General features: G+C 44.0%; 26 protein-coding genes. 7 read left to right on the plus strand and 19 right to left on the minus strand.

Annotation, left to right across the window (positions count from 1 at the left end; translation table 11 throughout):
• Positions 1–56 precede the first annotated feature (56 nt).
• The 4 genes from L4B77_RS03800 to L4B77_RS03815 form a co-directional block, all read right to left on the minus strand.
• On the minus strand, positions 57–968 hold the full coding sequence (locus L4B77_RS03800) for an EfeM/EfeO family lipoprotein (RefSeq protein ID WP_372040973.1): 912 nt from the start codon (positions 966–968) through the stop codon (positions 57–59).
• A complete protein-coding gene (locus L4B77_RS03805) occupies positions 952–1,794 on the minus strand; it encodes an FTR1 family iron permease (RefSeq protein ID WP_429748589.1) in 843 nt (280 codons plus the stop codon). Before L4B77_RS03805 ends, L4B77_RS03800 begins: the two co-directional genes overlap by 17 nt.
• Positions 1,795–1,796: 2 nt before the next feature.
• On the minus strand, positions 1,797–2,135 hold the full coding sequence (locus L4B77_RS03810) for a cupredoxin domain-containing protein (RefSeq protein ID WP_261837368.1): 339 nt from the start codon (positions 2,133–2,135) through the stop codon (positions 1,797–1,799).
• Between the two features lie 63 nt (positions 2,136–2,198).
• Positions 2,199–2,756: an iron transporter gene (locus L4B77_RS03815; protein WP_429748592.1), complete on the minus strand. Its 558-nt coding sequence runs from the start codon at positions 2,754–2,756 to the stop codon at positions 2,199–2,201.
• A gap of 646 nt (positions 2,757–3,402) precedes the next feature.
• Here L4B77_RS03815 and artP point away from each other — a divergent pair.
• From artP to L4B77_RS03840, 5 genes are all read left to right on the plus strand, one after another.
• Positions 3,403–4,131, plus strand: coding sequence for an arginine ABC transporter ATP-binding protein ArtP (artP, locus tag L4B77_RS03820; RefSeq protein WP_429748594.1), 729 nt, complete (start codon positions 3,403–3,405; stop codon positions 4,129–4,131).
• A gap of 85 nt (positions 4,132–4,216) precedes the next feature.
• Entirely contained in the window at positions 4,217–4,948 is a 732-nt protein-coding gene (locus L4B77_RS03825) for an arginine ABC transporter substrate-binding protein (protein ID WP_429748596.1), read from the plus strand.
• Position 4,949: 1 nt separating this feature from the next.
• Positions 4,950–5,636: an arginine ABC transporter permease ArtQ gene (artQ, locus tag L4B77_RS03830; RefSeq protein WP_372040977.1), complete on the plus strand. Its 687-nt coding sequence runs from the start codon at positions 4,950–4,952 to the stop codon at positions 5,634–5,636.
• A complete protein-coding gene (gene artM / locus L4B77_RS03835; protein WP_372040978.1) occupies positions 5,633–6,301 on the plus strand; it encodes an arginine ABC transporter permease ArtM in 669 nt (222 codons plus the stop codon). The genes artQ and artM overlap by 4 nt, the downstream gene beginning before the upstream one ends.
• 137 nt (positions 6,302–6,438) lie before the next feature.
• A complete protein-coding gene (locus L4B77_RS03840; protein ID WP_429748599.1) occupies positions 6,439–6,663 on the plus strand; it encodes a hypothetical protein in 225 nt (74 codons plus the stop codon).
• 174 nt (positions 6,664–6,837) lie between these two features.
• Here L4B77_RS03840 and L4B77_RS03845 read toward each other — a convergent pair whose 3' ends face one another.
• The 14 genes from L4B77_RS03845 to L4B77_RS03910 all read right to left on the minus strand — a co-directional run bounded on the left by L4B77_RS03845 (position 6,838) and on the right by L4B77_RS03910 (position 22,696).
• Positions 6,838–7,497: a sugar transferase gene (locus L4B77_RS03845; protein ID WP_429748698.1), complete on the minus strand. Its 660-nt coding sequence runs from the start codon at positions 7,495–7,497 to the stop codon at positions 6,838–6,840.
• 9 nt (positions 7,498–7,506) lie between these two features.
• A complete protein-coding gene (locus L4B77_RS03850; RefSeq protein WP_429748600.1) occupies positions 7,507–8,694 on the minus strand; it encodes a glycosyltransferase family 2 protein in 1,188 nt (395 codons plus the stop codon).
• Positions 8,691–9,788 carry a glycosyltransferase gene (locus L4B77_RS03855; RefSeq protein WP_429748601.1) on the minus strand — a complete coding sequence of 366 codons (1,098 nt, stop codon included), beginning with the start codon at positions 9,786–9,788 and terminating at the stop codon, positions 8,691–8,693. The genes L4B77_RS03850 and L4B77_RS03855 overlap by 4 nt, the downstream gene beginning before the upstream one ends.
• A 277-nt stretch (positions 9,789–10,065) precedes the next feature.
• The gene (locus L4B77_RS03860; protein WP_429748603.1) at positions 10,066–11,490 is read right to left on the minus strand and encodes a GumC family protein; all 1,425 of its coding nucleotides are present in this window, start codon (positions 11,488–11,490) and stop codon (positions 10,066–10,068) included.
• The gene (locus tag L4B77_RS03865; RefSeq protein ID WP_372068090.1) at positions 11,487–12,605 is read right to left on the minus strand and encodes a glycosyltransferase; all 1,119 of its coding nucleotides are present in this window, start codon (positions 12,603–12,605) and stop codon (positions 11,487–11,489) included. Before L4B77_RS03865 ends, L4B77_RS03860 begins: the two co-directional genes overlap by 4 nt.
• Positions 12,598–13,383, minus strand: a complete 786-nt coding sequence (locus L4B77_RS03870) for an acyltransferase (RefSeq protein WP_261837358.1) — start codon at positions 13,381–13,383, stop codon at positions 12,598–12,600. Before L4B77_RS03870 ends, L4B77_RS03865 begins: the two co-directional genes overlap by 8 nt.
• A 93-nt stretch (positions 13,384–13,476) precedes the next feature.
• The gene (locus L4B77_RS03875; protein ID WP_429748606.1) at positions 13,477–14,853 is read right to left on the minus strand and encodes an O-antigen ligase family protein; all 1,377 of its coding nucleotides are present in this window, start codon (positions 14,851–14,853) and stop codon (positions 13,477–13,479) included.
• Positions 14,854–15,098: 245 nt separating this feature from the next.
• Positions 15,099–16,211 (minus strand): glycosyltransferase family 4 protein, encoded by a 1,113-nt coding sequence (locus tag L4B77_RS03880; protein WP_429748608.1) that lies wholly within the window; start codon positions 16,209–16,211, stop codon positions 15,099–15,101.
• Positions 16,192–17,712: a sigma-54-dependent transcriptional regulator gene (locus tag L4B77_RS03885; protein WP_429748610.1), complete on the minus strand. Its 1,521-nt coding sequence runs from the start codon at positions 17,710–17,712 to the stop codon at positions 16,192–16,194. Before L4B77_RS03885 ends, L4B77_RS03880 begins: the two co-directional genes overlap by 20 nt.
• A gap of 226 nt (positions 17,713–17,938) precedes the next feature.
• The gene (locus L4B77_RS03890; protein WP_429748612.1) at positions 17,939–18,343 is read right to left on the minus strand and encodes an Hpt domain-containing protein; all 405 of its coding nucleotides are present in this window, start codon (positions 18,341–18,343) and stop codon (positions 17,939–17,941) included.
• A gap of 339 nt (positions 18,344–18,682) precedes the next feature.
• Complete coding sequence (locus L4B77_RS03895; protein WP_429748614.1) at positions 18,683–19,372, minus strand: P-loop NTPase family protein; 690 nt, start codon at positions 19,370–19,372, stop codon at positions 18,683–18,685.
• Positions 19,372–21,471 (minus strand): SLBB domain-containing protein, encoded by a 2,100-nt coding sequence (locus L4B77_RS03900; RefSeq protein WP_429748616.1) that lies wholly within the window; start codon positions 21,469–21,471, stop codon positions 19,372–19,374. The genes L4B77_RS03895 and L4B77_RS03900 overlap by 1 nt, the downstream gene beginning before the upstream one ends.
• A complete protein-coding gene (locus L4B77_RS03905) occupies positions 21,468–22,304 on the minus strand; it encodes an OmpA family protein (protein WP_429748618.1) in 837 nt (278 codons plus the stop codon). Before L4B77_RS03905 ends, L4B77_RS03900 begins: the two co-directional genes overlap by 4 nt.
• A 62-nt stretch (positions 22,305–22,366) precedes the next feature.
• Positions 22,367–22,696, minus strand: coding sequence for an STAS domain-containing protein (locus L4B77_RS03910; RefSeq protein ID WP_372040991.1), 330 nt, complete (start codon positions 22,694–22,696; stop codon positions 22,367–22,369).
• Positions 22,697–23,004: 308 nt separating this feature from the next.
• On the opposite strand from L4B77_RS03910, the gene L4B77_RS03915 reads away from it, so the two are divergent.
• Positions 23,005–23,847 carry a DNA ligase gene (locus L4B77_RS03915; RefSeq protein ID WP_372091178.1) on the plus strand — a complete coding sequence of 281 codons (843 nt, stop codon included), beginning with the start codon at positions 23,005–23,007 and terminating at the stop codon, positions 23,845–23,847.
• A 115-nt stretch (positions 23,848–23,962) separates the two neighbouring features.
• Here the strand turns inward: L4B77_RS03915 and L4B77_RS03920 are convergent, their stop codons facing one another.
• Positions 23,963–25,333 (minus strand): MATE family efflux transporter, encoded by a 1,371-nt coding sequence (locus L4B77_RS03920; protein ID WP_429748621.1) that lies wholly within the window; start codon positions 25,331–25,333, stop codon positions 23,963–23,965.
• A 161-nt stretch (positions 25,334–25,494) separates the two neighbouring features.
• Between L4B77_RS03920 and L4B77_RS03925 the strand changes: the two genes are divergently transcribed.
• Positions 25,495–26,103 carry a riboflavin synthase subunit alpha gene (locus L4B77_RS03925; RefSeq protein ID WP_429748623.1) on the plus strand — a complete coding sequence of 203 codons (609 nt, stop codon included), beginning with the start codon at positions 25,495–25,497 and terminating at the stop codon, positions 26,101–26,103.
• Positions 26,104–26,200: the final 97 nt, after the last annotated feature.

The following is a 26,200-nucleotide window of genomic DNA, read 5'->3' on the forward strand; positions in this document are numbered from 1 at the left end:
TGTTTTTAATACATGACGGCGAGAAAGTTGATATTTTGATTGTGTTTTTTTATCGTTCATAGTGCTTCCGCCTCATATTTATAGTAAACATCGAGGTTTAAGTTGGATCTTAACGTTGCCAGTAAATAAGCTTGATTTGATAATAATGAATAGAGCTTTTTCTTATCATGGCTCGCCAGTTTTTCATAGGATCTAAAATGGCCTTGATCTGTTGCGTATTGATTTAATATTTGATTGATTTTCTGGTAATTTTTAACAATAGGCTTCAATGTTTGTGGTGAAATAAATGGTTCAATTTCGTCAATAATGGTTTGTGAACCCAGTATATTTGCTGCCATGTCAGAGAGGTCTGAGTGGCTGTATATACTCTCTTGACCGTTAAGTTTTACCTCAAGGATCATCTCGAGGTAATCGGCCGATGATTGGACCAATTTCGGGATCTCAATGTGCTCTTTCTCAACTCGTTGTTTGAGATCGGTGATAAGCATAAGTAATTCATCAATCGCATCTAATGCGGCTGGTGTATCTTTCATTTTAAAAAGCAAATATTCAATGAGATGAAAGCCTTTAAAGCGGTAATCACGTTCTCCTTTTAAAAAATAGTCAGCACGTGCGTTGATAACACGATCTGTATGGCCAAATAAGCCAACAATAGGACGAATCATTTCATAATGTTGATGGGCCTTTACATAGTCATTTTGCGCATCGATTAAATTATTGTTGTTAATCGAGACTCTTACTTTTTTTAAAAGAGAAATGATGGCATCAATATTATTCACGGTATAAGTCATGAATGCATGTGTTGCAGGTTTATATCTATCAGGCGTTGGAATATCACCTTTAGCAACGATCACGTCGCTACCTGTTTGTATCGGTGCTCGGAGTGCTTTAGCTTGGATGCGATAGCTTGAGGTCAAAAAGAGGGCGATACAACTGAGTTTAATGAGGGTTTTAGCTCTGTTGTTCATTTCTACCTCCACGTAAAAATAGCCATGCCATCGTTAACCAAAAAACAATAAATGTGATAACACTTAGCCAAATTGGCTGAGAACGGTAGGCAAAGAACGAGAACAGTAAATTGCCGAATAAATTGGAGTCATCAATGATCCCTGATGTATCCCATGCGGTGAAATATAGAAACTCAGGTATTGAATAGTCATTTTCGAGTAATAGGTTAATGCTCTCTTCCATACCTTTGAGTAGTAATGAAACCGCTAGGAATAATAATATTACGCCGGTAACGTTGAAAAAAATGCGCCATGGAATGAAGCGATTACATAGTGAGAACAAATAAATAGTCAATACAGCTATGGAAATACCACTGAATACCGACATGAAAAATTCGGCGGCATTATTCTTATTTAATGCCATGATGAAGCTGGATAAGAAAACTACGATTTCACTGCCTTCTCGTGTAATTGCAATCGCAATGATGAAGGTCACACCCCACCAGCTTTGCTTTTGGATTTGTGCTGTTAAACCTGACTCTATGTTTGATTTTATTGATTGACTGTGTCCATTCATCCAATAAACCATTTGAATGATTAATAGGCAGGCTGCTATCTCCATTCCGATCATGAATATAGATTGCTCAGTATCGTCAAGAACATTAAACACACCGTAAATGAGTAATGCGAGCATCACGGATGTTGCACACCCAATAACAACACCAAACCATAAATATTTTAATCCATGGTGGGTATCTGTGCCTTGTTTGAGCCAAGCGTAAATAATACTGATAAGAAGTAGCGCTTCGATACTCTCGCGCCAAATAACAAAGGTCACTTGCCCCATGGCTATTCATGCTCCCTTGCTATGATTTTTCCTTTCGGCAGGTCGAGATGAAAGTCATCAAAAAACACATACGATCCTTCCCTTAATGGAGCAATAACCACAACAGATTTTGCGCCGGGCGCTAAGACTTTTTCTTTACGTAACTGAGTGCTTTCAAATTCAGCCGGTTGATCGCCAATGTTGGACACTTTAATACGGATAATTTTTTTTGTTGGTACGTTCAGCACTTGAGGCGTAAATACACCATTGTTTATTGCAAGATCGATGGTGAACTTTTCTGCTGATGTCGCGTAAAAAGAGAAAAACAAAAGCAAAAGTAGATATGGAGAGTTTATTTTCATATTTAGCATCAGTGTATTAAGTATAGAAAAGGGAACCCATAAGATCCCCTAGAATAGATAATCTTAGTAACTGCCTTTTCGGCCGACACCGGCATAGTTAAACTCCCAAGACACGTTAAATGGTTTAAACCATGGTGCGACACCTGTTTCTTTATCTATATGACGCCCAAACGGTGCGTTCTGGTTATAGGAAGGCGGATAGATAGTAAAAGTAACTTTATATTTACCATGGCCATTGAGTTTAATGTTCTTACCGTAGTGAGGTCCGTCACTCGCCACCATTGGCATGAATTCGCCTGTTTGTACAGTGGTATCATCCCCCAGTTTATTGATGGAATATTTTATCGTGAGATAGGGCATCCAAGCTCCTTCAGCAAAACCATTTGAGTTTTCTTCTACTGCGTGAATATCGGCCTCTAAATGCACATCAGAATCTTGAGATGACACACTATGTCCATTTTCCATGCCTTGAGAATCCATCGTGATAGATTGGAGATAGACTCCTTGTATTTCCATTCCATGCTTAATCACAGGTTGACCAACTGGGTATTCTTGAGCAAGCACAGCACCTGAAAATAGTGCAAGGGATGTTGTCGTCAAAATAAGTGGCGTTAATTTCATTATTCAAGATTCCATATTCAATAGTAGTGTTAATGATAACTATAATCATTAACACTACTGAATCAAGTCGGTCCGTTTGCTTTTTATGAAAACTAATTAACAGCTATTGGTGGTTTACTATTGGTTTTGGATCTTGCTTTTGGAAGGCACCGTTACTCTCATCAGTAATCGCTGAACAAGCATCGTTGACGCGAAGCTATCTTTACGAATAACAATACATTGATGCATTAATTGCAGCGTGACGCTCTATAGGAAGTTCAATATACAAAATCGCTTTTAATACTAATGGAATAGATCGCAAACGTTCGAAAGAGAAATTACGCACTCTCAGCGTGTTAAGTTGGTGCTTTAAATTGGCGGGTCACTTCCTTTTTATGCATATGGATGAGCGTTTGCTAGTGCATAAATTGGGCGTTGGTCAATATGTCTTTAATGTGTGAATTCATAGGTAAACGTTTGCTTGTTGTCTATAGCTCTTTTTTATCAGTGACTTGCAATTTTTGATGTAAGACCAGTTATTGCGGCTGTTTTTTGTGCAATATTTATTACATAAATTCAACAAATTAGTTTTTTATACATTTATCTTGCATAAACTTTCAACTTGAATAGAATAACCAACAAATGACAATTAATGCAGTATTGTGGCATGAGTATTCAAGTAAAGAGCATCAATAAATCATACGGTGATACCCAAGTTCTTCACGACATCAGTTTTAACTGTGAGAGTGGCGAAACCTTGGTGTTGCTTGGTCCTAGTGGTGCAGGCAAGAGTTCACTGCTGCGTGTTTTGAACCTATTGGAAATTGCGGATAACGGTGAATTGGATATTGCGAACGAGCAATTCGATTTTTCAAGCCCAATTAAAGAGAAGCAGGGTCTTAAACTCCGTCGCAAAGTTGGCATGGTGTTCCAGCAATACAACTTATGGCCACATATGACGGTGATGGAAAACTTGATTGAAACCCCAACAAAAGTAGCGGGTTTGGATAAGCAAGAAGCGATTAAGCAAGCTCAAGACGTACTTAAGACTCTTCAACTTGCCGACAAAGCAGACGCTTGGCCACTTCAACTGTCTGGCGGACAACAACAGCGTGTTGCTATTGCGCGTGCATTAATGATGAAACCCGATGTGTTGTTGTTTGATGAGCCAACAGCGGCGCTTGATCCTGAGATCACCAATCAAGTTGTTAGCATCATTAAAGATTTGAGCGGTACGGGTATCACTCAAGTGGTTGTGACGCACGAAGTGGATTTCGCGAAGAAGATTGCTAGCCACGTTCTGTACCTAGAGAAAGGGTACATCGTTGAACACGGCACCCGCGATTCATTCGTTAATCCTAAGACACCTGAGTTTGCTGAGTATCTGACTCACTAGATTTAGTTAAACACAACATCGATTAAAACAACCAAATTATAAGAATGGCCACAGGCCGCTATCACACTGTATTCGGAGTAACAAAATGAAAAAGATTCTACTAGCTTCACTTATTGGATTGATGTCAGCGAATGCAGCGGCTCAAGAAGAAATTAAATTTGCAATGGAAGCGACTTACGCACCATTTGAGTTCATGGACGAGAACAATCAAATCCAAGGTTTTGACGTTGATTTAGCCAACGCGCTTTGTGAAGAGATGAAAGCGACTTGTACTTTCCACAATCAAGCATTCGATAGCTTGATCCCTGCGCTGAAATTTAAGCGTTACGATGCGGCTATCTCGGCAATGGATATCACTGACGCGCGTCTTCAACAAGTGAGCTTTTCCAACGCTTATTACGATAACGCTGCCGCTTTCATCTCAATCGAAGGTAAAGTTGCAGACCAGGCGGCACTTCAAGGTAAGCGCGTTGGTGTACAGAACGGTTCGACTCACCAAAGCTACCTAATTGAACAAATGAAGGGCGTAACAGCGGTGCCTTACTCAAGCTACCAAGATGCCTTTATTGATATGAAAAATGGTCGTATTGATGCCGTATTCGGCGACACTGCTGTTGTGGCGGAATGGTTCAAGAAGCAAGACAATCTAACGTACGTTGGCAAGCAAATCACCAATCCAGAATACTTTGGTAACGGGTTCGGTATTGCTGTCAATAAGAGTAACCCAGAGTTAGTGAAACAGTTGAATACTGCGCTTGCGACGGTAAAAGCAAACGGCGAATACGATAAGATCTTCAATAAGTACTTTGGTAAGTAATATGCAGTTAACGGGTTACTCTTTAGGACTCGTCGAAGCAAGCTGGATGACCGTTCAGCTTGCGTTCGTTAGTCTATTGGTTGGATTGGTGTTAGCTGTCCTATTTGCGGGTGGTGAAATGTCTCGCCACATTGCGATCAAATGGCCGACAACCATGTTCGTGACTATCGTTCGTGGGCTACCCGAAATTTTGGTTGTATTGTTTATCTACTTTGGCTCGACACAAGTACTGTTTATGCTCACGGGGGACTTTGTTGAAGTCAGCCCGTTCATATCGGGTGTTATTGCCTTATCTCTTATTTTCGCTTCTTACGCTTCGCAAACCATTCGTGGTGCATTAAAAGCCGTAAGTAGAGGGCAGAGAGAAGCCGCGACGGCTTTAGGTATTCCTCAATCGTACGCTTTTTTCAGAATTGTATTGCCGCAAGCCGTAAGACACGCGCTACCCGGTTTAACCAATCAATGGTTAGTGCTACTTAAAGATACGGCACTGGTTTCACTGATTGGTGTAACCGATCTATTGAAACAAGCGCAATTAACATCGGCAGCCACCCATGAGGCGTTTACATGGTACGCAACAGCCGCCGCTATCTACTTAGTCATCACGTTAATTACCCAAAGATTGGTTAAAGTGATTGACGGTAAGTTCTCAATTCAAGGTTTGGGTAATAAAGGGGCGATGGCATGAATCAACAATACCTCTCTCAAATGCTTGACGGTTTAGCGACCAGTCTTCAACTGACCGGAGCATCTCTCATTGTCGGTTGTATCTTGTCTTTGTTGATGACGGTCACTCTGATATTAAGACTGCCCGCGATACATTGGTTGACCCGTGGCATCATCACCTTATTCACTGGCACACCGTTATTGGTGCAGATCTTCTTGGTGTATTACGGTCCTGGTCAATTTGATTGGATTCGTGAAAGCTTTCTATGGGCTTGGTTAAGCCAACCTTGGTTCTGTGCAATGTTAGCCTTAGCATTGAATACCGCTGCATACAGTACGCTGTTATTCAAGGGCGCATTCAACGCGATTCCATCCGGACAATGGGAAGCCTGCCGCGCGCTGGGTATGGACAAAGTCGCCACGCTGAAAGTGTTATTGCCTTATGCGCTGCGTCGTGCAGTTCCCGCTTATTCGAACGAAGTGATTCTCGTGTTTAAAGGTACGTCACTGGCCAGTACCATCACCATCATGGATCTGATGGGCTATGCTCAACGGATTAACGGCCAAACTTACGACACACTGACCGTGTTTGGGATTGCCGGTGCATTCTACCTAGCGGTTAATGGTGTACTGACGCTGATCTTCCGTCAGGTAGAGAAGAAAGCACTCGCGTTCGAAGTGGCGTAATACTGCGAGTGATTTGAAAATCTTAATAAACCTGCAATTTATGTGCGCATACATTGCAGGTTTTTGTATTTTTGGTGATACGATAAAAACCGATAACGAACTCATACTTAATCGTGAGCTATCCAGGAGAACATACGGTGCGCGAACCAGTACAACCGAAACCACGTAATCAGCTTTCCCGTTATGTGGTGATATTTATAACCGTTGTGTTTGCGACTTTGATGAAGCAAGCGTTAGAAAGTCGTTTCGCTGATTTACAAGCGTTGTCATTCTTGATGGATTTAGGGTTATACCTACTGTTATTTATTCCGTTCTACTTTTTGATGTCAAAGGTTGCGGATTGGTTTATCGCTCGTCAATAACGAACGCTCTCAACGCTTACTGAAATACCGCCGAAAATATCGGCGGTATTTTTTATTGGCCATGCGAGTGAATGTTCGAAGTATCACCAAGATGCACGCTAGCGCTTTAACGCTTTACCCTGACTTGACTGCAAAGCGATCTCGGTTTCGTTCCATCGGCGACGTGATCTTACATTAGCGTCCACGCCCATCGACCATGACCGCAATCGTTTTGGTTATAATGCTTAGGTCCGCGGTAATCCATGATTTCATAGAGCAAAGGCTTAATGCATAACTGTGGTCGAAACCGACTTTACGACGTACATCATCAATACAGGTGTCGTAACCTTGATTCACTTGTGCAAGCCCTGTAATACCAGGCATAACCCCATAGGTGCGGTCAGCAAAGTAAGGAATTTCATTTTCTAATTTTCTGTAAAACGTTGGGCGCTCAGGGCGAGGGCCGATCAAAGACATGTCACCTTTTAGTACATTGAACAGTTGTGGGAGTTCATCAAGTCGTGTTTTTCGCAAAAAGCGACCAACCGGTGTGATTCGTGGATCATTTTCCGTCGCCCACACCGCACCAGAACGCGCTTCAGCGTCTTCATACATACTGCGGAACTTCATGATTTCTAAGATCTCCATCTTGTCCGGCGTTGATTTTCCAACGCGAAGTTGGCGATAGAGGATCGGGCCACGAGACGTTAATGCGATGGCCAGCGCGATAAATGGAAACACCGGAGACAAGATCACAATCGCCAATAGAGAGCAGACAACATCGAACGTGCGTTTCGCGCGGGAGATCTTGCTTTGGTATAAGTTTTGATTTGAAGTTTGGTTAATGTTCATGATGGTGAGTCCTTAACGATTCGATCGAGTCCAAGGGATGTTTTCAAATCCCAGTAGGTAACGTATGCCACCAATGAAGTTGGCATAATGACCAATGATTAAATAGAAGATTAACGAAATAGGCTTATTGATTAGGTATTGAGGCATGATGCAACCACACACGGCTATGCTATAAACCGCAACTTGTGTCCAAAGCAAGATCTCGAACGCTAAGTGTTCTTTCAAAAGAATGGAACAAACAAGACACACAATCATTAAGTAGGGGGTTAACAGCCTTAAGCCTTTTCCTGAGAAGAAAGCAAAAGCGATGCCTTTAAATTTAGGGTTGAATAGCCCAAATAGTCGAATCGCTTGCTGCATGTTGCCAGCAGAAATTCTTAAGCGGCGTTTGAAATCGCTTTTTAGGTTTGACGCCTCAAGTTCTAACGCCACCATCTGTGTTTCGTATTCAGCGATGTAACCTTGTTTGACGATCTGCATGGGTAAAATGAAGTCATCATTGATGGTGTTCAGGGGCAGTGGGGTAAACAGTGCTGTTCTGAACAGATAGAACGCACCGTGAGAACCTAAACTGGAACCCAATGACGCTTCACACTGCTTTACTGCTGTTTGATATTGCCAATAGGTATTTTCTCCCTCGTTTCCCGTTGGGCAGAGTTGATAAGCGGCATTGACAACACCTACCGTGTCTCTTTCAAAGTGAGCGCCTGCAATTAACAGTGCATCTAATGAAATCAGGGCTGAAACATCACTAAGTGCCGTAATATCGCTAGAGATACGGGCCATTTCGTCATTGATCACGGCAACCTTGCCCCTATTTTGCGCATAATCGTGTATCTCAAAGTGAATATCGCTACAGATAGCTTCTTGAATGGTCATTTGAGCGATCTCTACCGTGTTGTCGGTGCAACCGTCACAGGCCAAAATGACATCCAGTTTTTTCTTTGGGTAATTCAGAGCCGAGAGGTTGCGTATCTTGTCAGCAATCCATTGCTCTTCGTTAAACGCAGGGACAAGGATAGAGATAGTGGGTAGGGTGCAATCTTGTTGTTCGTCTTTGTAGCAACGTGCGCTTTCGCACACGGTACTCGTTGGATGGCGTTTTGCATACCAACGCAACAATAAAGGGTACGCTGCGTGATGATAAACAATCAAAGCGCCCGACAATAAACAGAGACCAGCAAGTATCCAATCGATCATACGTACGCTCCTTCAGAAATGTCGTTGTATGAGGCAACCATTTTTACAATATCGAAGTTTTCCAGCACGTAAGTACGAGGAGAGGAAGAGTCTTGATGTTGTTTTTCTAGCAAGGCGCTAGCCAACCCGGTGATACTGCCGTTTTTGACGAGTGTTCCACTGACTGGGCATAAGGTTTCATCGACAGCACCAACGTCCATCGCGACGGTTGGAATATTGCACGCTTGAGCTTCAAGTGTTGAAAGAGGTAACCCTTCGTGGCGCGAAGGTAGGCAGAAGGTATCTAACGCTCCGTAAAACGTGGTCATGTCTTCAACGAGGCCAAGAAAGATGACTCGGTCACTCAAATGCAAGCGGCGAGTCAATTGCTCAAGTTGATTGCGTTTGCTACCGCTGCCAGCCAATGCGACAACCATGTTTTCAGGTAGCAGAGTCAGTGCTTTAATGAGTTGGTCTTGGCCCTTCACATGCTCGAGTCGGCCTGCACAACCGATGATGTGTTTGTCTGTCGGCAGGTTTAGATTTGCTCTCGCATGGTATTTCGACATTGGCTGGAATTTTTCACAATCCACGCCATTTTTGATGGTAATGATGTTTTTGTATGAAAAAGCACAACGCAGTTGATTGTATACTCGAGTCGCATCGGCAACTAACGTGGGTTGAGCAGCCTTTAAAGCAAGCGCTTGTAAGCGGCGACGTTTGTTGTTGAGATGCCAAGCGTCATGTTCGGTATGGATTCGAGTTGGCACCCCCGTCACGCGAGCGGCATAGCCAGCGTAGAGCAGCGGACCAATATGATGGGTATGAACCACATCCGGTTGAATCCCCTGAAACGCTTTGATCAATTTGAGAATGATATTGAATTGTACGCCAGGAGCTTTATCCAAAAACACAATTTGGTTTTGGAAAGGTTCCAGTCTAGGCCAGTTTTTAATCGCCTGTTGCTTTGTTCCCTCTAAGCTCACGATCAATACTTGATCGCTAGGTTTAGCAAGACGAAGTAAGTCTAAGGTGAGTGTCTCTAGACCGCCGGGTGCAAGATGCTGAACAACATGTATGACCTTTTTTCTATGTGTTGTGAGTTGGTTTTCCATCATGTTCTCCCTGAGATAAAACGCTCGTCGTTGTTTTACTTTTTTCTTCTAGTGACATGTTTGCACGAGTTGTGCCAAATAATTAAGTGTTATTTATCAGTAATTTATGGATTTTCAAACGCTCTCTTGGGGACATTCTCAAAATGGGAGTCAAATAGAAATGATGGGAGGAATTAAGCCGCTAAAGCGCCGCTTTCATTGGACCGGCCCAGAAAGACGCTGTTTCAGAGTAAAACACCAGCACTAGGCTGGTGTCTTGGTTTAAAATGAAATCGGATTAGCTCATTTTTGGAATGACGGTAATCACGGGTACGCCTAAGATATCTTCGATTTCGTCTTTACGTTTGATTGAAGAGTCGAACAATTCCAATAACACCGCTAAACCTATGCCTAAACCAACCCCAGCGACCAAACCGGCAAGAATAAAGACGACAGTCGGCATGTTTGATTTGATACTCGGGGTAAAGGGTAAATCAATAATTTTAACTCGCTTGTCTTGTTCGAATACACCAAGCGATCCCGTTAGTTGAGCCATTTCATAACGCTCTGTCAGCTCATCGGATAGCTGACGTTTGATTTCAACTTGACGTTTAAGGCGGTACATCTCTTTTGCATTTTCACCAAAGTTGTTTGCTTTGTTTTCCAATTCGAAAATCATAGTACGAAGGCTTTTTGTCTCTTCACTTAAAGACTCAAAGCGTGCACGAACCAGTTGTAAGCTGTGTAGTTGAGTGACTAAAAGAGGTTGAGTATCAGAAAGTTTGTTCAATGTTGTGCTACTTGCAATATCCCAAAGTTGGTCGCTGTTCATCGTTGGCTGGGTTACCTCAAGCAAACTCTTTCTCTCATTTTCGAGTCTGTCTAGTTCTCGAACTCTAGCTTGTACAGCACTGTGTTTGTTTGTGTATTTGGCTTGAAGTAGGGTGAGTTCACTGCGGATATCGATGATCTGGTCTTCTAATCGGCCAATGACTGGATTGGTTTTTGAAAGTTGTTGATCGATTGACCCTAAGCTTTTTTCGACACCGGATAACTCGGCTTCTTTTTCTGCCAGTGTTTGCTTGAGTGAAGCTAAGCGATTTAAACTTTGACTTTGAACTTCAGGTGTCGACTGCATGTTTTCGTTCATGTACAAAGCTAACGCTTCTTCCGCTTCTTCCAGTTCTGCACTCCGCTTGTCGATATGAATTTTCAAGAAGTCGCTTGAGTCTGCAATCGACGAACGTTCCGGCGCGAGCAACTGTTCAATGAAATGTTCACTCACTGAGCGAAGCGTGGCTTCCATTCCTGTTGGCGTGTTGGACGTTAAGCTAATTTTTAGAAAGTCTTTTCCAAGTTGAGTCACCGATAAACGCTCAGACAAGTCGGTGATGATCTCTTGCTTCTTAACCTCGGGCATATCAGGTGTGGTTAATTGCAGCTCATCAGCGACTGAATAAAGCACATGACGGCTATGAAGCAGTGTACGAAGCGCACTGATCCTATCTTTTAGCATGGTTGAAACAGCGATGTCTTCCAAGAAAGGGTTCATTTTCGCCGTTTCTTGGATCAACATACTGGTATGCGCGTCATATTTAGTCGGCGCCAACTTGCTCACACCAAAGCCTACAAATGGCAAAATAAGTATTGGTAGCGCGATAACGTAGCGTTGACGCCACATCGCATTGATGATGACTAATAACCGCAATTTCAGATTATTCATAATAATTCCAACATCCAATGCACGAAGTTACCACGGTTCTGCCAGCTGTCTTGTTCGACGACAGAAATCGATGAATTGCTCAGTTGGCGCGCATGGTTAAGCGCCCAAATCATTTGGTTTGCACTGCTGACAGTCGTGACGTGCTTTTGATAGGGAGCCAAAGCCGGAAAAGGCGTTGTAATAATGGGTGTGCCTGCCGCAAGGTATTCCATTAGCTTGAGCGGACTACACGCTCGGATCTGTTCGTTATCAACAAATGGCAATAGACTGACATCCCAGTGTTGAGAATAGCTTGGCAATGAGTGATGTGGACGAGGGCCAAGGTAATGGACGTTACTCAACTTAGGCAGCATGAGTGTATCAAGCTCGTTTGGGCCAATAAAAACAAAATCCCATTCCGGCATCGCATTCGCAACGTGATCAATCATTTCATAATCAAGCCATTGAGAAAGGCTGCCATAAAAACCAGCAATAGGGCGATGGTGACTGGGTAAATCTTTTGCTCTTGGTGTCGGTGTCGAAAATAGGTTTACGTCAACACCGTGTGGCAGTAAGTGTGCTTTATGCTTTGGAAATTTATCCATCAGCTTGTTACTAGCCGCGAATATGAGCGTCGCTTTATCGATCAACTCAGACTCGTGTTGCGCTACCGTGTCATGATCAACCCCAGCTAAAGCGCTGAAATCATCGCCACAGTAATAAACCACTGAGGATTCACCTAAGTGTCCGCATAAATCAGCAGCGGTCGGAAGGGAAGTCCAGAGAATAGGCGCATTGAGATTTAGTTCCGCTATAACCGGTTTTAATTGACGTAACATCATTTGCTGAGCCAGTTTGCGAGATAATTTAGAAGCGGGCGCAGGAATGGTCTTCAAGTTAACAATGGTAATGTTGTCGAGCCCGTCAGAGTCGAGCAGGTTTTGAGTGACGGCTTTGGTTTTGCCAAACAACTTATTGAACGCACGAGCCGCATCTTTAACACTCAATCGTGGTTGTCTAAGGCCAATGGAATTGACCCAAAGTACTTTATGTTTTTTGGCAAGGTGACGCACTAAGTGTTGGGTTGAAGAGGGAAGCCCACCGAAGTCTTCACCAAATACGATCAAATCACGCATGGTCGCCTCCATGAGTTTCTAATGAATCGAATACATCCGACTCTGTGACTTCCACGGATTTGATGTGACCCACCACTCGAGCCGGATTACCCGCTGCAATAGAAAACGGTGCTATGTTTTTGGTTACAACGCTGCCTGCGGCAATCACGGCGCCTTCGCCGATGGTTACCCCGCCTTTAACCGTGACGTTGGTGCCTAACCAAACATCTTGCTCAAGAATGATGTCACCGATTTGCTGAGGGTCATCGCCTTCACCTGCCGCTCTGCGTTTTGCGTCAAGCGGGTGTCCAGAATAACCAAATAGGAAAGCGCCCCCTGCGATGCGTACATTGTCGGAGATAACGACTTTACCTCCAACGGCAATAGTCGATTGCCAACCGATATCGACATTGTTACCAATCGACAGTAATGGATGCTCTAAGCCGTCGAGAGGTTGTGTACAGCCTGAAAATGTCGTGTGTCCCGAGATGCGGCAGTTGTCGCCAATCGTAATTTGTAGCGGGCCACTGACAAAAGGAAGACCACCATACAGGTACAAGCGTTTGCCACATTGGGCCACACGACCTTTGAAAGCCGGCGTCCAGTAGAAGAACCGTGTAAAACCAGAAACCAAATTCACCACAAGCTTGTGCACTTGATATAGGCAGCGATTAAGGACTTGAGGGGTTGGCAGCTCTGCGCTTCTGATATTTTTTAAAATGAAAAACACATTCCGAATTCGAGAATTAGGATGAAACTTAAGCCAATGTTTGAATTGATGGATGGATGCTGACGTCATAATGAAATTCCTTCTCTGTTGTTATACAGATCTACTTTCATATTGCGTGCCAGTAAGTAAACTTATTATATTCAATGACTTAAAAAATGGTTTTTAGATTTTCTCATTTTGACAGGCAGTTTGAGATACGTTTGAAACGCAAACTGTGAGTGCTGCGAGGATATAAATTGGCCAGTTGAAGCCTTGAGTCAAAAATGTCCCCGACACAATGGTACCAATCAGACCTGCATAGATCGCGTAGGCGACCGCGTTAAGTTCAGGCGCGATTTGTGTGGTCGTGTTTGTTAGCCTCGTTAGGGTTGCGCGAGCAGTTTTGATCAAAGAAACAATAATGCAGACAAAAATGATCAAACCAATAAATCCGGTCTCTGCCAATACACCAAACCAAGTGCTGTGAACGGCGTGATTCAGTCCGTCCCAGTGTGAGCTATAAAAGAAGTAGTTTGAGAAGAAGTTGTTCAGCCCGACGCCAGTTAATGGGTTTTCTATGGCCATTTTTACAGCCGCTTCCCATGCATAAATGCGCCCCATGGCCGATTCATCGATACCTTGTTCAGCAGCACCACCTGAAGCTCTGTCTGATATTCCGGCGACCAAATAGAGTACCACGGCGGCGATAGTGCCTACCGAGATTAAGAGAACTTTAGAACGAACTAATTTCCATGCAAAAATACCAATAACCGCAATACACCCCAGTAATCCGCCTCGACTTTGAGTGGCGATAATGGCGGCCAACAATAAAATGCAAATTAGTGCACTTATTATCCGTTTAAAATAGCTGATACCAGGCGTCGTGGTTTGACTAATCGCAAAGGCGAGTGGGAAAAGTAACACCAAAGCGAGGTCGTTTGGGTCCCCCAGCATCGAACCAAAATCGCGGCCAATCGTCACGCGTGAGCCCTCGACAAGCCCAATACCATTGATTGAGTTGTACACCGCAATAGCACTGACTAAAGCGCCCGCGTAGATAATCGTCATCGCGGTTTTTGCGAGATTTTCCGTGGTGTTAACTAGCCATGTAATCGCCAGCGTCATGACGATGATTTTCCAATAAACGCCTTTGAATTCAGCAAGTGCTATGGGTCTGTTAGACGCGAAGATAATACCAATGAACACCAACACCCAAAATATGGCGAGCCAATGTAAACAAGGGTGCCAGAAGATTTTAAGCTCTTTACTGATGAATGCATGCCAAAGCAGAGCTGACAGCGCACCTAATGAGAGCATCAGCGGTATTTTTAACGAATAAAGCTGAGGTATGGCTTCGTGAATTCGGAAAAATGAAAAAACAACGAACAGTAGCACTAGCCAGAATGTCTTGTTTAACACGAATAACCCGGCCAATGGCACAAGAGCGAGCGCCACAATGACAGCAGGATGCGGCACAAAGTACCAAACAACACCAAGCCCAACACACAAGGTGCTGATCGTGATGATGACTGGCAATCTGTTGGCTTCAGGGTTGACCATTGTGACCTCTATTGGCAAATAAACGCTTTATGATTCGCTCGCAATCTTTTAAGACGTCGTTACGCCTGATGTTAAAGATTGCAAAGTGAGTGCCAGTTATGCATTTTGTTTAACTGACTGATTTGCTGTTGGATTATTAAAAGAGGCTTTAGCCTTGAGGTGAGTTTTGGCATTTTGAGAATCACTATAACACTGACGGGAACGGCTAAATTATCAGGCTAAAATAACCAGTTTATCGACTAAGGCTAGGATTCACGGTCGAGTTGATAGATTTCCAACAACTGCGGCACAACCGCTTGTGGCGAGTATTGTTTTTTGACGGTTTTTATCGCGTTACTCTTGAGAGAGTCACGTTGCTCGTTCGACAATGACATCCACACAGATAAAAACTGTGCTAGCTCGGCTTCTGTATTAGCGAGGTAGCCGTTAACTTGGTGATCGATGAGCTGAGGCAAGTTACCAACCGAGGTGGCGAGGACGGGAATGCCGCGAATCATGGCTTCTAATGCCGCCATAGGTAAGCCTTCGAAGCGGGAAGGGATGATTAACAGATCGATTTGGCTCCAGACGTCGTCCATATTGGTCTGATGCCCGTGAAAGATAACATTATCGGATGGTGATTTAACTAACGCTCCCATTTCAGGCCCATCACCAAAAAGTTCAAACTGAACATCGGCAAACTGTTTAGCCAATGCTACAAATCTGTCCGGCGCTTTTTCATGGCTTAATCGTCCCACAAAACCAACATGGAATGGACTGGATGAAGAGACGTTTGTTAATCCGATGGGCACTTTTACAAAATTATTCAATTGATGGGTTTTACTCGGTACTTTCGCTTTAATCTTCTCACTGACCACAAGCGACTGATCTGAAAGGAAGCTGCTGTAACGGTCGAGCCAGTCATACACCCATACTTTGCCTGTTGGCGTTTCACCTGCGTGATAAGTAGTGATTTGTTTGGTGTGATTTAAACGCGGTAAGAGCTTGATTAGCTTACTGACCAAACTGGCTTTGTAACCATGAGCGTGTATAAGCCTTGGCTGATAATGTTCAACCGCACGTTTAAGCTGCACGGCACTATTGACGTTTGAACCACCAGAGCATGAAGCTAAATCGGAGAGGTAACTAAAAGGGATGTTCAGCGCATGCAATTTTTCAACGATGATCGGCTCAGGGGTAAATTTCGTTAAAAGAACGACTCGAATAGCCTCTGAATACAGAGCACTTTCCGATCTCAGGCCTTGTGCTAACTCTAAAACATGCGTTTCTATACCTCCAAAAGTTTGGCTGTCGATTAACAGCCAAATCTCATGAAGGTTTATGTTGAGCACACCTTGATTAGGCTTGATTGTACTCATCTTCCGATTCCCAAGCCTGTTTCTTACGATAAACAGTAGAAGGGCTCAGTTCTAACAATACAGCCGCGTTTAACACATTTCCATCGCAATGGTTGATGGCGTGTTGAATGGCTTCGCGTTCTATTTGCCACATTGGACGAATCGCCCCATCGCTGGTTGTCAATGGAGGAGTGATAGGGGCTTGCTGAGCCGGGCTATGCGGACGGCTCTCGTGTTCGAGCTCTTCCGGAGTTAAGGGGGGCCACTTCGCTTCTGGAATCGCGGTAGGTTGGGGCACGGTTTCCGATGTTATATTCCGTATTGGGCTAACACGATTCGGTGTGGCGATGTCTGTTTTGTTGATTGGTGGCGGCACCATCTCTTTCGTCATTGTGGTTTCATTGTTTAACACCACTATATTTCTAATGACGTTTTGTAATTGGCGCACGTTGCCAGGCCACGGGTAACGTCTAAACAGTGTCTGTGTCTCTTTATCGATTGACTTGAATTTCTTCTTATCTTGTTTCGCGTACAGTTTCAAAAAGTGGTTAGCCAAGGTGACAATGTCACTTCCACGCTCTCTGAGTGGTGGCATCTCGATAGGCACGACATGGACACGATAATAAAGATCTTCTCGGAACCGACCTTCTTCCACTTCAACTAAGGGATCGGGGTTGGTCGCACAAATAATTCTGACATCTACTTTAATTTCTCGGTTACCGCCGAGTGGGGTGAAGGTGCCTGTCTGTAAGAATCGCAGAAGCTTTTTCTGCATCTCTAGCTCCATTTCACAAAGCTCATCGAGAAATAAGGTACCACCATGCGCCTGCATTGCTGAACCTTTTCGGTCGGTCGTGGCGCCCGTAAAGGCACCTTTAACGTGGCCGAAGATTTCACTTTCCATTAGATCTCGAGGGATAGCACCACAGTTAATCGCAACGAACGGTTTATCACGGCGTTGACTTTCTCTGTGTATCGCTTCCGCGCAGACTTCTTTACCGGTTCCACTTTCACCATTGATAAAAACACTGGCCGTCGTTGGGGCGACAGAATCAATGATCTTGTAAACCGCCTGCATGGGTAGGCAAGAGCCGATGAAATTATGAAAGCGATCACGATCGAACTTGCTTTGCATGTCATCGACCAGGTTTTCAAGTTTTGCTCTTTTTAGATGCAAGCTAACAGAGGTTTTGAGTCGATCCGCTTGAATCGGTTTCTCTAAGAAATCTTCCGCACCACGTTGGATAAGGTCGACCGCAATGTTTACGGAGCCATGAGCAGTGGCGATAATGACTGCCGTTGGAATATCGTTGTCACTGATCCAATCCAAAACCTCTTCGCCTGGCATATCGGGCAGTTTTAAATCTAGGATAACGAGTTGTGGGCTGTGCCTTTCTATAAATGTCTTGGCTTCCACGCCAGTTTCAACGTGGAAAATATCGTAGGGCTCGTCTTTGACGTACTGTTTGTAAAGTACGGCAAGGGAGGTGGAGTCTTCAACTAACAATACTTTAGGACGCATTGTACAATTCCTTTTGAAACATTATCCTAACTAACCAATAACATAGTGATTTGTAACCATCAATACGAGTCGTGTGTATTTGTTATCTACCGCATGGAATCTTTTAACAAGCAGCCGATATAAGTTGTCACGGTGGTGATCATGATGGACACATCGTAATAACGACTGTGTTGAGTTTTTATCTGATACTGATACTGATACTGATACTGATGATGAACCTCCAAAGTTAACTGAAGCCGACCTCGTTCCTTTCAAGCAAGGCTTTGATCGAACGCTCTGCGAGTTCCAGTAATTCATCAACTCGTTGAAATGCGGCATCATGGCTCTGTTCTAAACATTGCTTTTCCAGAGCTCGAGATAACTCCCCCAAAGGGCGATTCCCTAATGAAAGCGCTGCACTGGCAAGGGTGTGGACCTCGAACTCAAGAGTCTGGGCGTCTTTCTGAGCGGCTGCCTGTTTGATGGCGACCAAGCGTGTTTGTGATTCTTCAACATAATGGCCAATCAAAATTGGGATGATGTCCGTACTGGTATCACGAATTATTTGCTCTAAAATACTTTCGTCGACAAGCTCATGATTTGCGGGTCTACCTGCATTTTCTGGTGTTTGTGGCGCTACCGTTGGATTCATTCACAGAGGTCCTTTTGTTAAGTTGCCATTCAAACTATCTTATTGAGTTTAATCGCCTAACTACTATTAAGTTTTAGTCATTTTCTAGAACAATTTCAACTGCTTGCCATAAAATATGGCATCACAAGCTATAGAGTCAGGGGGGATATTTATCGCCCCCAATACGTAACAGTATGATTTAATGGTTTTTTTCATATGAATCTAGGTGTTTAACTAGAGGGCTTGGGTTAAATAAAGCAGAGTTAGCTCAACACCTTGAACAAAAGACTGCTGCAATGAAGCTCAACGGGTTAGGTCGCTGTCCGGTTTTAATGACAGCAATAAAGTTGCAAAACAAAGTTACATAGGCAGGTTTAAAAACTCGTTTTGATACAGTTTATTTGCCAAGCTATCACGAAGCTTGACCGGTATGAATTTCATTCGATTGATTTGTCTTACCAATTCTTGTGCAAAGCTCGGTGTTTGTTTCATATTCATTACACAGCCCATTAATGAAATGTTTTGAGCATCGAGAAGTTTCTTTGCTTGCTCTAAATGATGCGTTGAAGTTTCACCATAGGCGACAACGATTAGAGCACCGTCGCAAGCACTGGCAACCGATTGAGCCGGAATGTTTCTCTTATTAATATTAAGCAGTGGTGATGTATCAATGACGACACGGTCGTATTTGCTTAACCACTGCGTGACGGCTTTTTTCAGTGTCGCGGGGTCTTTATAAGCGAGCTGAGTCGATACGACTTGTGGAGCAGGGACACCAATGAACATGCGCTGAGTTTCAACATGCTCTATCAATTGAGCTTGTTGATTGTCTTCTAGCAAATTCAGATCTTTGAAGGCAGGGTTGAATAAGTTGAGATCAACATACAGCGTTGAGTGGCCGGCAAGAAGAAAGCGCTCGGCTAATGCCGTTGCAACGGATGTTACGCCGTCACCTGAGTGACAGGCGGTTACGCATATTGATTTTTGGCCATTAAGTTCTGAAGCTAAATACAGTTGCTCGACTTCGGTATGGGTCGCTGAGATAGTCATTATAGCGCTCCTATTAACAAGATGGTGGTCGTAATACGTAGGATGTCATCTAAGCCAACACGTGCTTTCTCGATAAAGCTTTCACGACGGTCTGGGATGTAAATCGTATCGCCGGCACGTAATACCGGAAGGTTGTAAATGTTCGCGGTTTTACTGAACTCAATAAGGTCAAAAGTTCGTGCTTGGCCTTGGCAGCATGACATGTTCACTATGGTAATTTTCTCCACGTAAGCATTGTCAGTAGGGCCAGCGGCTTCCGCTAAAATATCAAGAATCGTCATATTGTCGTTGAACACATAACGCCCCGGATTATTGATAGCGCCAAGCACTCGAACGGTCTCTTCTTTCGGTCTATCTAACCAATTTTTCCCTTTCTCTGGGATATAAATCGTGTCGCCGGTGGTGACGTTTGGCAGTAACGATTCATCACCAGTTTCAAAGTACAGTGATAGGTTCAGTTTACTGACTTGTGAATAGGTTTTGTCACGGTGTGTGACGCGAACGTTGTGGATGTCAGCATCTTTTGTGGGACCGTCAGCCGCAGACAGTATGTCTAAGAAATGCATGTCTTTGGTGAAGCGGTAACGACCGGGAGCATTCACTTGTCCAAAGATATAAATTGAAGCTTCTGAACTTTGACGAACCCATTGCGACTTATTGTCTGAAGGATCTTGTGGTAAGTCATGAACTCGGACGATTGATCCTGCTTGAATATTGGGCATTTGGTCTCGTGGAGCGCCGTTTTGGATAAACTCATCAAGGTTAAATACGACTAACTTTCTTCCCGTCACCACTTCAATTTTCGATGTGTCAGCGCGTAGCGTAGGGCCACCAACGTGTGCCAACAAACCCATGAAGTTCATTTCATCTGACCATTCGATACGACCTGGACGATTCACTTCACCAATCACGTTAACCGCTCTGTCTGGTGTGATTTTCAACCAAGATTTCTCGTTCATGTCTGTTTTTTCAGGAACGAAAATCGCATCACCGGCTTGGATGGTCGGTGGCGCAGAGTTAGCGAGCCCTTCGGTATAGGCTGCTAAGTCAAATTTAAGCACCCGACCGTTGGACTTAATCACGCGAATTTGACGCGATTCTGCGAAGCGCGTTGGGCCGCCAGCGTTGGCAAGAATGTCCATGAACGTTGCCCCTTTTTTGCCTTCAAAGGCTCCTGGTGCAGCAACTTCACCCATCACATAGACCGTATTGGCGCCCGATTTGATCTCTTCTTCTTGTTTCGGTACAAAAATCGTTGAGCCCGGGCGAAGCACTGGCAGCATACTTTCATCGCCAGAATCTAAATAGCGTTTTAAATTAAACAGAGTCGGCGTATTGTTTGAGATCACACGGATTTGCTCGACACCCGCATAACGAGTGACACCACCAGAACGCATTAATACATCCACTAAATCTGAATTTTCTTTGTAAGTAAAAGAGCCCGGAGCGTTAACCTCACCAAATACTTTGATGGAATTTCGAGAATCAGCACTGTCACCGGAGTTCGCCAACTTCGCGGCATCAAACTCTTGTTCAATGTTTCCGACGAGTGGAGAAGCCGGAACAAACAGAGAATCAAGTGATTGAAGGGTTGGAAGGGTGGATTCATCCCCCGAATCAAGAAAACGTTTATAGTTGAATTCCGTTCGAACATCACCGCGCTTTAAGATAAGTTTGTCTAATTGTGCGCCCGGACGTAGACCGCCGGCCGCATACAACGCCATTTGAATGCTAGAGCCGAGTGACAGCGTGTATTCGCCGGGTTGTTCCACATAACCTTGGACTGAGATGATGACTTGCTGCTCTTTTACATAAATGGAGGCGTTTGAGAGATCTTTATAAGCGGTTGCCAGTGATTCTAGAACGACTTTGTTAAGTTGGTCACTGTCATAACCTGCAACAAACACCGCGCCGACCTCAGGGAGGGTTATTCGGCCACGTTTATCGACTTGGAACCCTGTGTTTAAAGTACTTTCTCCGGGGACGTTGACTTGAATAAGGTCACCGACTTGAACGGCATCTGAAAACTCGTCACTAGCATTCGCAACATTCAAAAAGCATAACGATAGGGTGATGATAAAAGCGAGTAAGGCTTTCATAGTCCACCTCCCATTTTCTCCGCATTCTTAGGCGAGACAACTTCGATACTCACTCGGCGGTTGGTCAAGCGTGTGCCGTCAGATTCACCTTCAAAAAGAGGGACGGTTTCACCAACAGAGACAGCTTTGATTCGCTGAGCACTTAAACCAAAGATAGTCAGATAACGTTCAACTTGCTTCGCTCGTCCTAGTGCTAACTTATCGTTATATTCTTCGGTACCTGTCGCATCGGCATGGCCGGTAACGATAAGATCGAGAGATTTATGTTGTTTCAGTAGGCTGGTTGCTTCCGCGAGTCTTCCCATGTACTTCGGGTTGACTTCAATCGAATTTTCAGCGAATTGGTTGTCAATATTAAGCAGGTCATACAACTGTTCGATAACCGACAATTGCATTCTGAATTGGGTTTCATTTTTGGGTGGCTCACAGCGGGCTTGAGCGGTGACAAAGTCCAGTTTGACTTCCAGTTGATTTAAGCGTTTTCTTTGAATAATAAGGTCGTTGGCTGCATCGAGAAGCAGGCCGCCTTGCAGTTCACGAGCAATACGATTTTGCTTTTCTATCGCTTGGACAACTGCCGCGGGAAAGCACCAACGCGCGCCTTCCTGAATTAAGGCATCAAGATGCAACTTAGTGAGCTGCCAATCAAAACGCAATCCATGTTCTGGACCAAGAGGTTCGTCTGGCATGACAGGAGAGAAATCGGAGTTTTGATCATTGATAGAATCATAACTTTCAGCTAATCCCCCTGTGCCTTGCTCAGGGTAGCTAGTACAGCCACCCAGAACGAGAGAGGACAGAGAAAGCGCTATGTAGTTTTTCAGTATTTTCATGCCAACGTCCCATGTTGCTAATTTTTATTATTATTTTTTGTTACTTCTAGCTTAATGGATCTTCATGAATTTGTAGGATTTTTTGAGTTAACAGGGATCGCGTGACCGATACGTAGCAGGTTCATTATTTCTAGCGGCTGACCTGAGACATTTTCTAAACGCATGTTTCTTTCTCGCTCGGTAAGACGTTTGAACATGTAAACAATGGCTCCTACGCCAGAGGAATCAAGGAACTGAACTTGGCTGAAATCCACTTCAATCTCTGGATGTCCATCATTAGAAATTACGTCATCAATATCGATTTGTGCATCGCGGCTACCCGCAGCGTCTAAATCACCAAAAATCGAAAGAGTCAGTGTCGTTGTGTTTAAGTCAATTTTACGTAGTTCCATAATGTTATCTCCTTGAAGGTATGCAGTAACAAGAGCACGTAATGTGCCAGTTTTTATGTTGTTATTTTTCAATTGGTTAATGAGGTGGGTTTGTTGATTTTCATATTGAGAGGGGCATTTTCTCATTCTGAGAACGACATATGAGGTGAGTTATGAGATCGATAACTCATTTTCGGGATGAATGAAACGGTGCATTAAATAAGGTTGCTGTTTGAGTCGCATCTTTAATGAAATGCCGCCATCCGTGACGAAATATTGCTTACGATGTTGCCTTCTTGGAATGAAAGTTAAACAACTTGGAGCTGGTAATGAGATTAACGAAATTGGCAATTGCGACCCTTTGGGCGTGTTCACTCCCATCTCATTCTTCTTACTTACCACCCGACGATCTGGTGTTGGCCAATAACTATCAACAAGGCATCGATGTGTCCCTGTACTGGACCAGTGAAAAGCTGGATGGGGTCCGAGCTTTGTGGGATGGAGAGCAACTCTTTACTCGCAACGGCAATCGAATTTATGCCCCTAAGTGGTTTGTCAAAAAACTACCGAAAGTGCGTTTAGAAGGGGAGTTGTGGGCAGGGCGAGGTAATTTTCATCTTGTTCAGCAAACCGTGCTAGATCATACGCCTAGTGATGCCGCATGGAAGAAAATCGATCTCATGTTGTTTGATATGCCAGGTGCGGCAGGTGACTATCAGAAACGCTATTACAATATTATTCATTGGGTTCGCGTAATTGATGAGCCTCATGTTAGTTATGTTGAGCATTCGCCAATTCATAGTGAAGACAGCTTATTCTATCAGTTAGATAATGTGGACGAGCGTAATGGTGAAGGTTTGATGTTACGTAAAATCACGAGTCGTTATCAAGCAGGTCGAAGTAACGACTTGTTGAAACTAAAAAGGCACCACGATGCGGAAGCAACCGTTATTGGCTATAAAGCGGGTACGGGCAAATATAAGGGGATGATGGGCTCAATACTGGTTCATACCGAAGACGGTGTCGAGTTTTATATTGGGAGCGGATTTAGCGACAAAATGCGATTGGCTCCCCCCGAAATTGGCAGTCAGATCACGTTTCGCTACAACGGATTTACTCAAAATGGTAAACCCAAGTTTGCACGCTTTGTTCGGGAAAAGAGCGAGTATTAACAATAAAAACAGTTATGGTATCTAAACCAGAATATATAAGTTGATCGGCAATAAAAAGAGCCCTGCTCAGTCAGTGCTCTTAAAGTCTCTTTGCCTACGGGATCGGTAACGCTCTTTAACGAGCGCTAAATTCTAGCTGAACATCGTCGTCTTGCTTGTGCATCCAGTGCAGGCGCATACCCAGCATAATCGCCGCTGATGTGAGTCCAATAATGAAACCAATCCAGAAGCCGTGTGCGCCCATAGGTTCAACAATCCAATCTTTCATACCTAAGATGTAGCCGATAGGAAGACCAAGCAACCAGTAGGCAACGAAGGTGATGTTGAAGATTGAGCGCATGTCTTTGTATCCGCGTAGAGCACCTGCCGCAATCACTTGAATGGCATCAGTACATTGATATACCGCAGCGAATAACAATAGTTGCATTGCCACCGTGATTACAGCGGTGTTCTCTGTATACAGCAGCGAGACTTGTTCTCTGAACAGCACCGTTAGCGCTGCCGTCATAAACGCTGTTATCAACCCAATAATAATCCCCACATGTGTCGCGATCCTTGCTCCTTCTGTGTTGCTTTCACCTAATTTATGACCAACACGAATACTCACTGCAGCACCAATGCTCATTGGAATCATGAATACCAGTGAAGAGAAGTTAATCGCGACTTGATGTGCTGCAACGATCAATGGACCCAATGGAGCGACTAATAAGGAAACAACCGCAAATAGGGTTACCTCAAAAAAGATAGCAGCAGCAACCGGGAAGCCAAGTTTAAACAGACGGATTTGCGCTTTTAATTGTGGTTTATGGAACGTGCCAAAGATATTGATTTTCGCTAAACGTTTTGATGTTAAAACGTAGGCAAACAATAAAGCGAACATCACCCAGTACACAATGGTCGTTGCCACGCCACAACCGACCCCACCAAGAGCAGGGGCTCCTAGCTTACCGTATACAAACATCCAATTGAGTGGGATATTCAAAAGTAAGCCAATAAAACCAATCACCATTGCAGGCTTGGTTAAAGACATACCATCAGTAAAACTTCTTAGCGTTTGGAAGAGCAAAAAAGCAGGAACAGCAAACATCACGGCATTGATATAACCGATGGTCTTTTGGGCCATAAGTGGTTCAATGTACATCCATTCAAGTATCAGTTGCGTTTGAAAAAGCACTCCAATGATTGGAACAGAGATGACAAGCGCTAAAAATACACCTTGCTGAATTTCAAACGGAATCTTTATTTGACGACCCGAGCCGTTCAACTGTGCCACAACAGGAACCAGCGCCATTAATAACCCGACACCAAATAGAATCGATGGCAACCAAATACTGGCAGCAATCGACACCGCCGCCATATCAATCGCGCTTACGCCGCCAGCCATTACGGTATCGACAAAGCCCATTCCAGTTTGTGCAATGGATGCGATCAAAACCGGGGTCGCAAGTTTGATCAGATTAGACGCTTCTTCTTTGTAACGATGCACAAACAACTCCAAATAAGAGATAAAATTAGGGTAATGGTGTAGGAATGGAGATTCTGAACGAATCAGAGACACAGAATTTGAGCTTCCACTGGACGAATCATAAAGAAATGTCACAATAACTGCTATGAAAAACTGTGGGTAATACGCTCAATAGGAATCTTATGTTTACAGGTATCGTTCAAGGCATGGCAACAGTGGTTGCGATTGACAAAAAAGCGTCGTTTCAAACTCATACCATTGAGTTAACTGATAACATGGTTGAAGGCTTAGCGATTGGTGCTTCAGTTGCTCATAACGGCTGCTGTTTAACCGTCATTGATATTTCAGCAAACCACGTTGCGTTTGATTTAATGCAAGCAACATTGAGGTTAACCAATCTCGGCCAGTTAAAGGTTGGTGACAAGGTCAACGTCGAGCGCGCTGCTAAGTTTGGTGACGAGATTGGCGGTCACAGTATGTCTGGTCACATCGCACTGATGGCAAAGCTAGTCGAAGTGATTAAAACGGAAAACAACCGTACGCTGTGGTTCGAACTGCCAGAAGCATCCATGAAATATGTACTGAGCAAAGGCTACATCGGTGTTGATGGATGTTCATTGACGATTGGTGAAGTTGAAGGCAACCGTTTTTCGGTACATTTGATCCCAGAAACACTGAATCGCACTCTGTTTGGCGCTCGTGAGGTCGGGGATGATGTGAATATTGAATTCGACCCTCAAACACAAGCGATAGTGGATACGGTTGAACGCGTTCTGGCGAATCAGAAATAGTTCGATTTGTCGCCGTTGACGATTATTGATAGCGGCGAATTTGGTATTTTCGGCCCTTCGTTCAGATCAAAAGAGCACATCAAGTGCTCTTTTGGGA

Origin of the sequence: Vibrio minamisatsumaniensis (genome assembly GCF_050337445.1) — a bacterium.
GTDB classification, from domain to species: Bacteria; Pseudomonadota; Gammaproteobacteria; order Enterobacterales; family Vibrionaceae; genus Vibrio; species Vibrio artabrorum.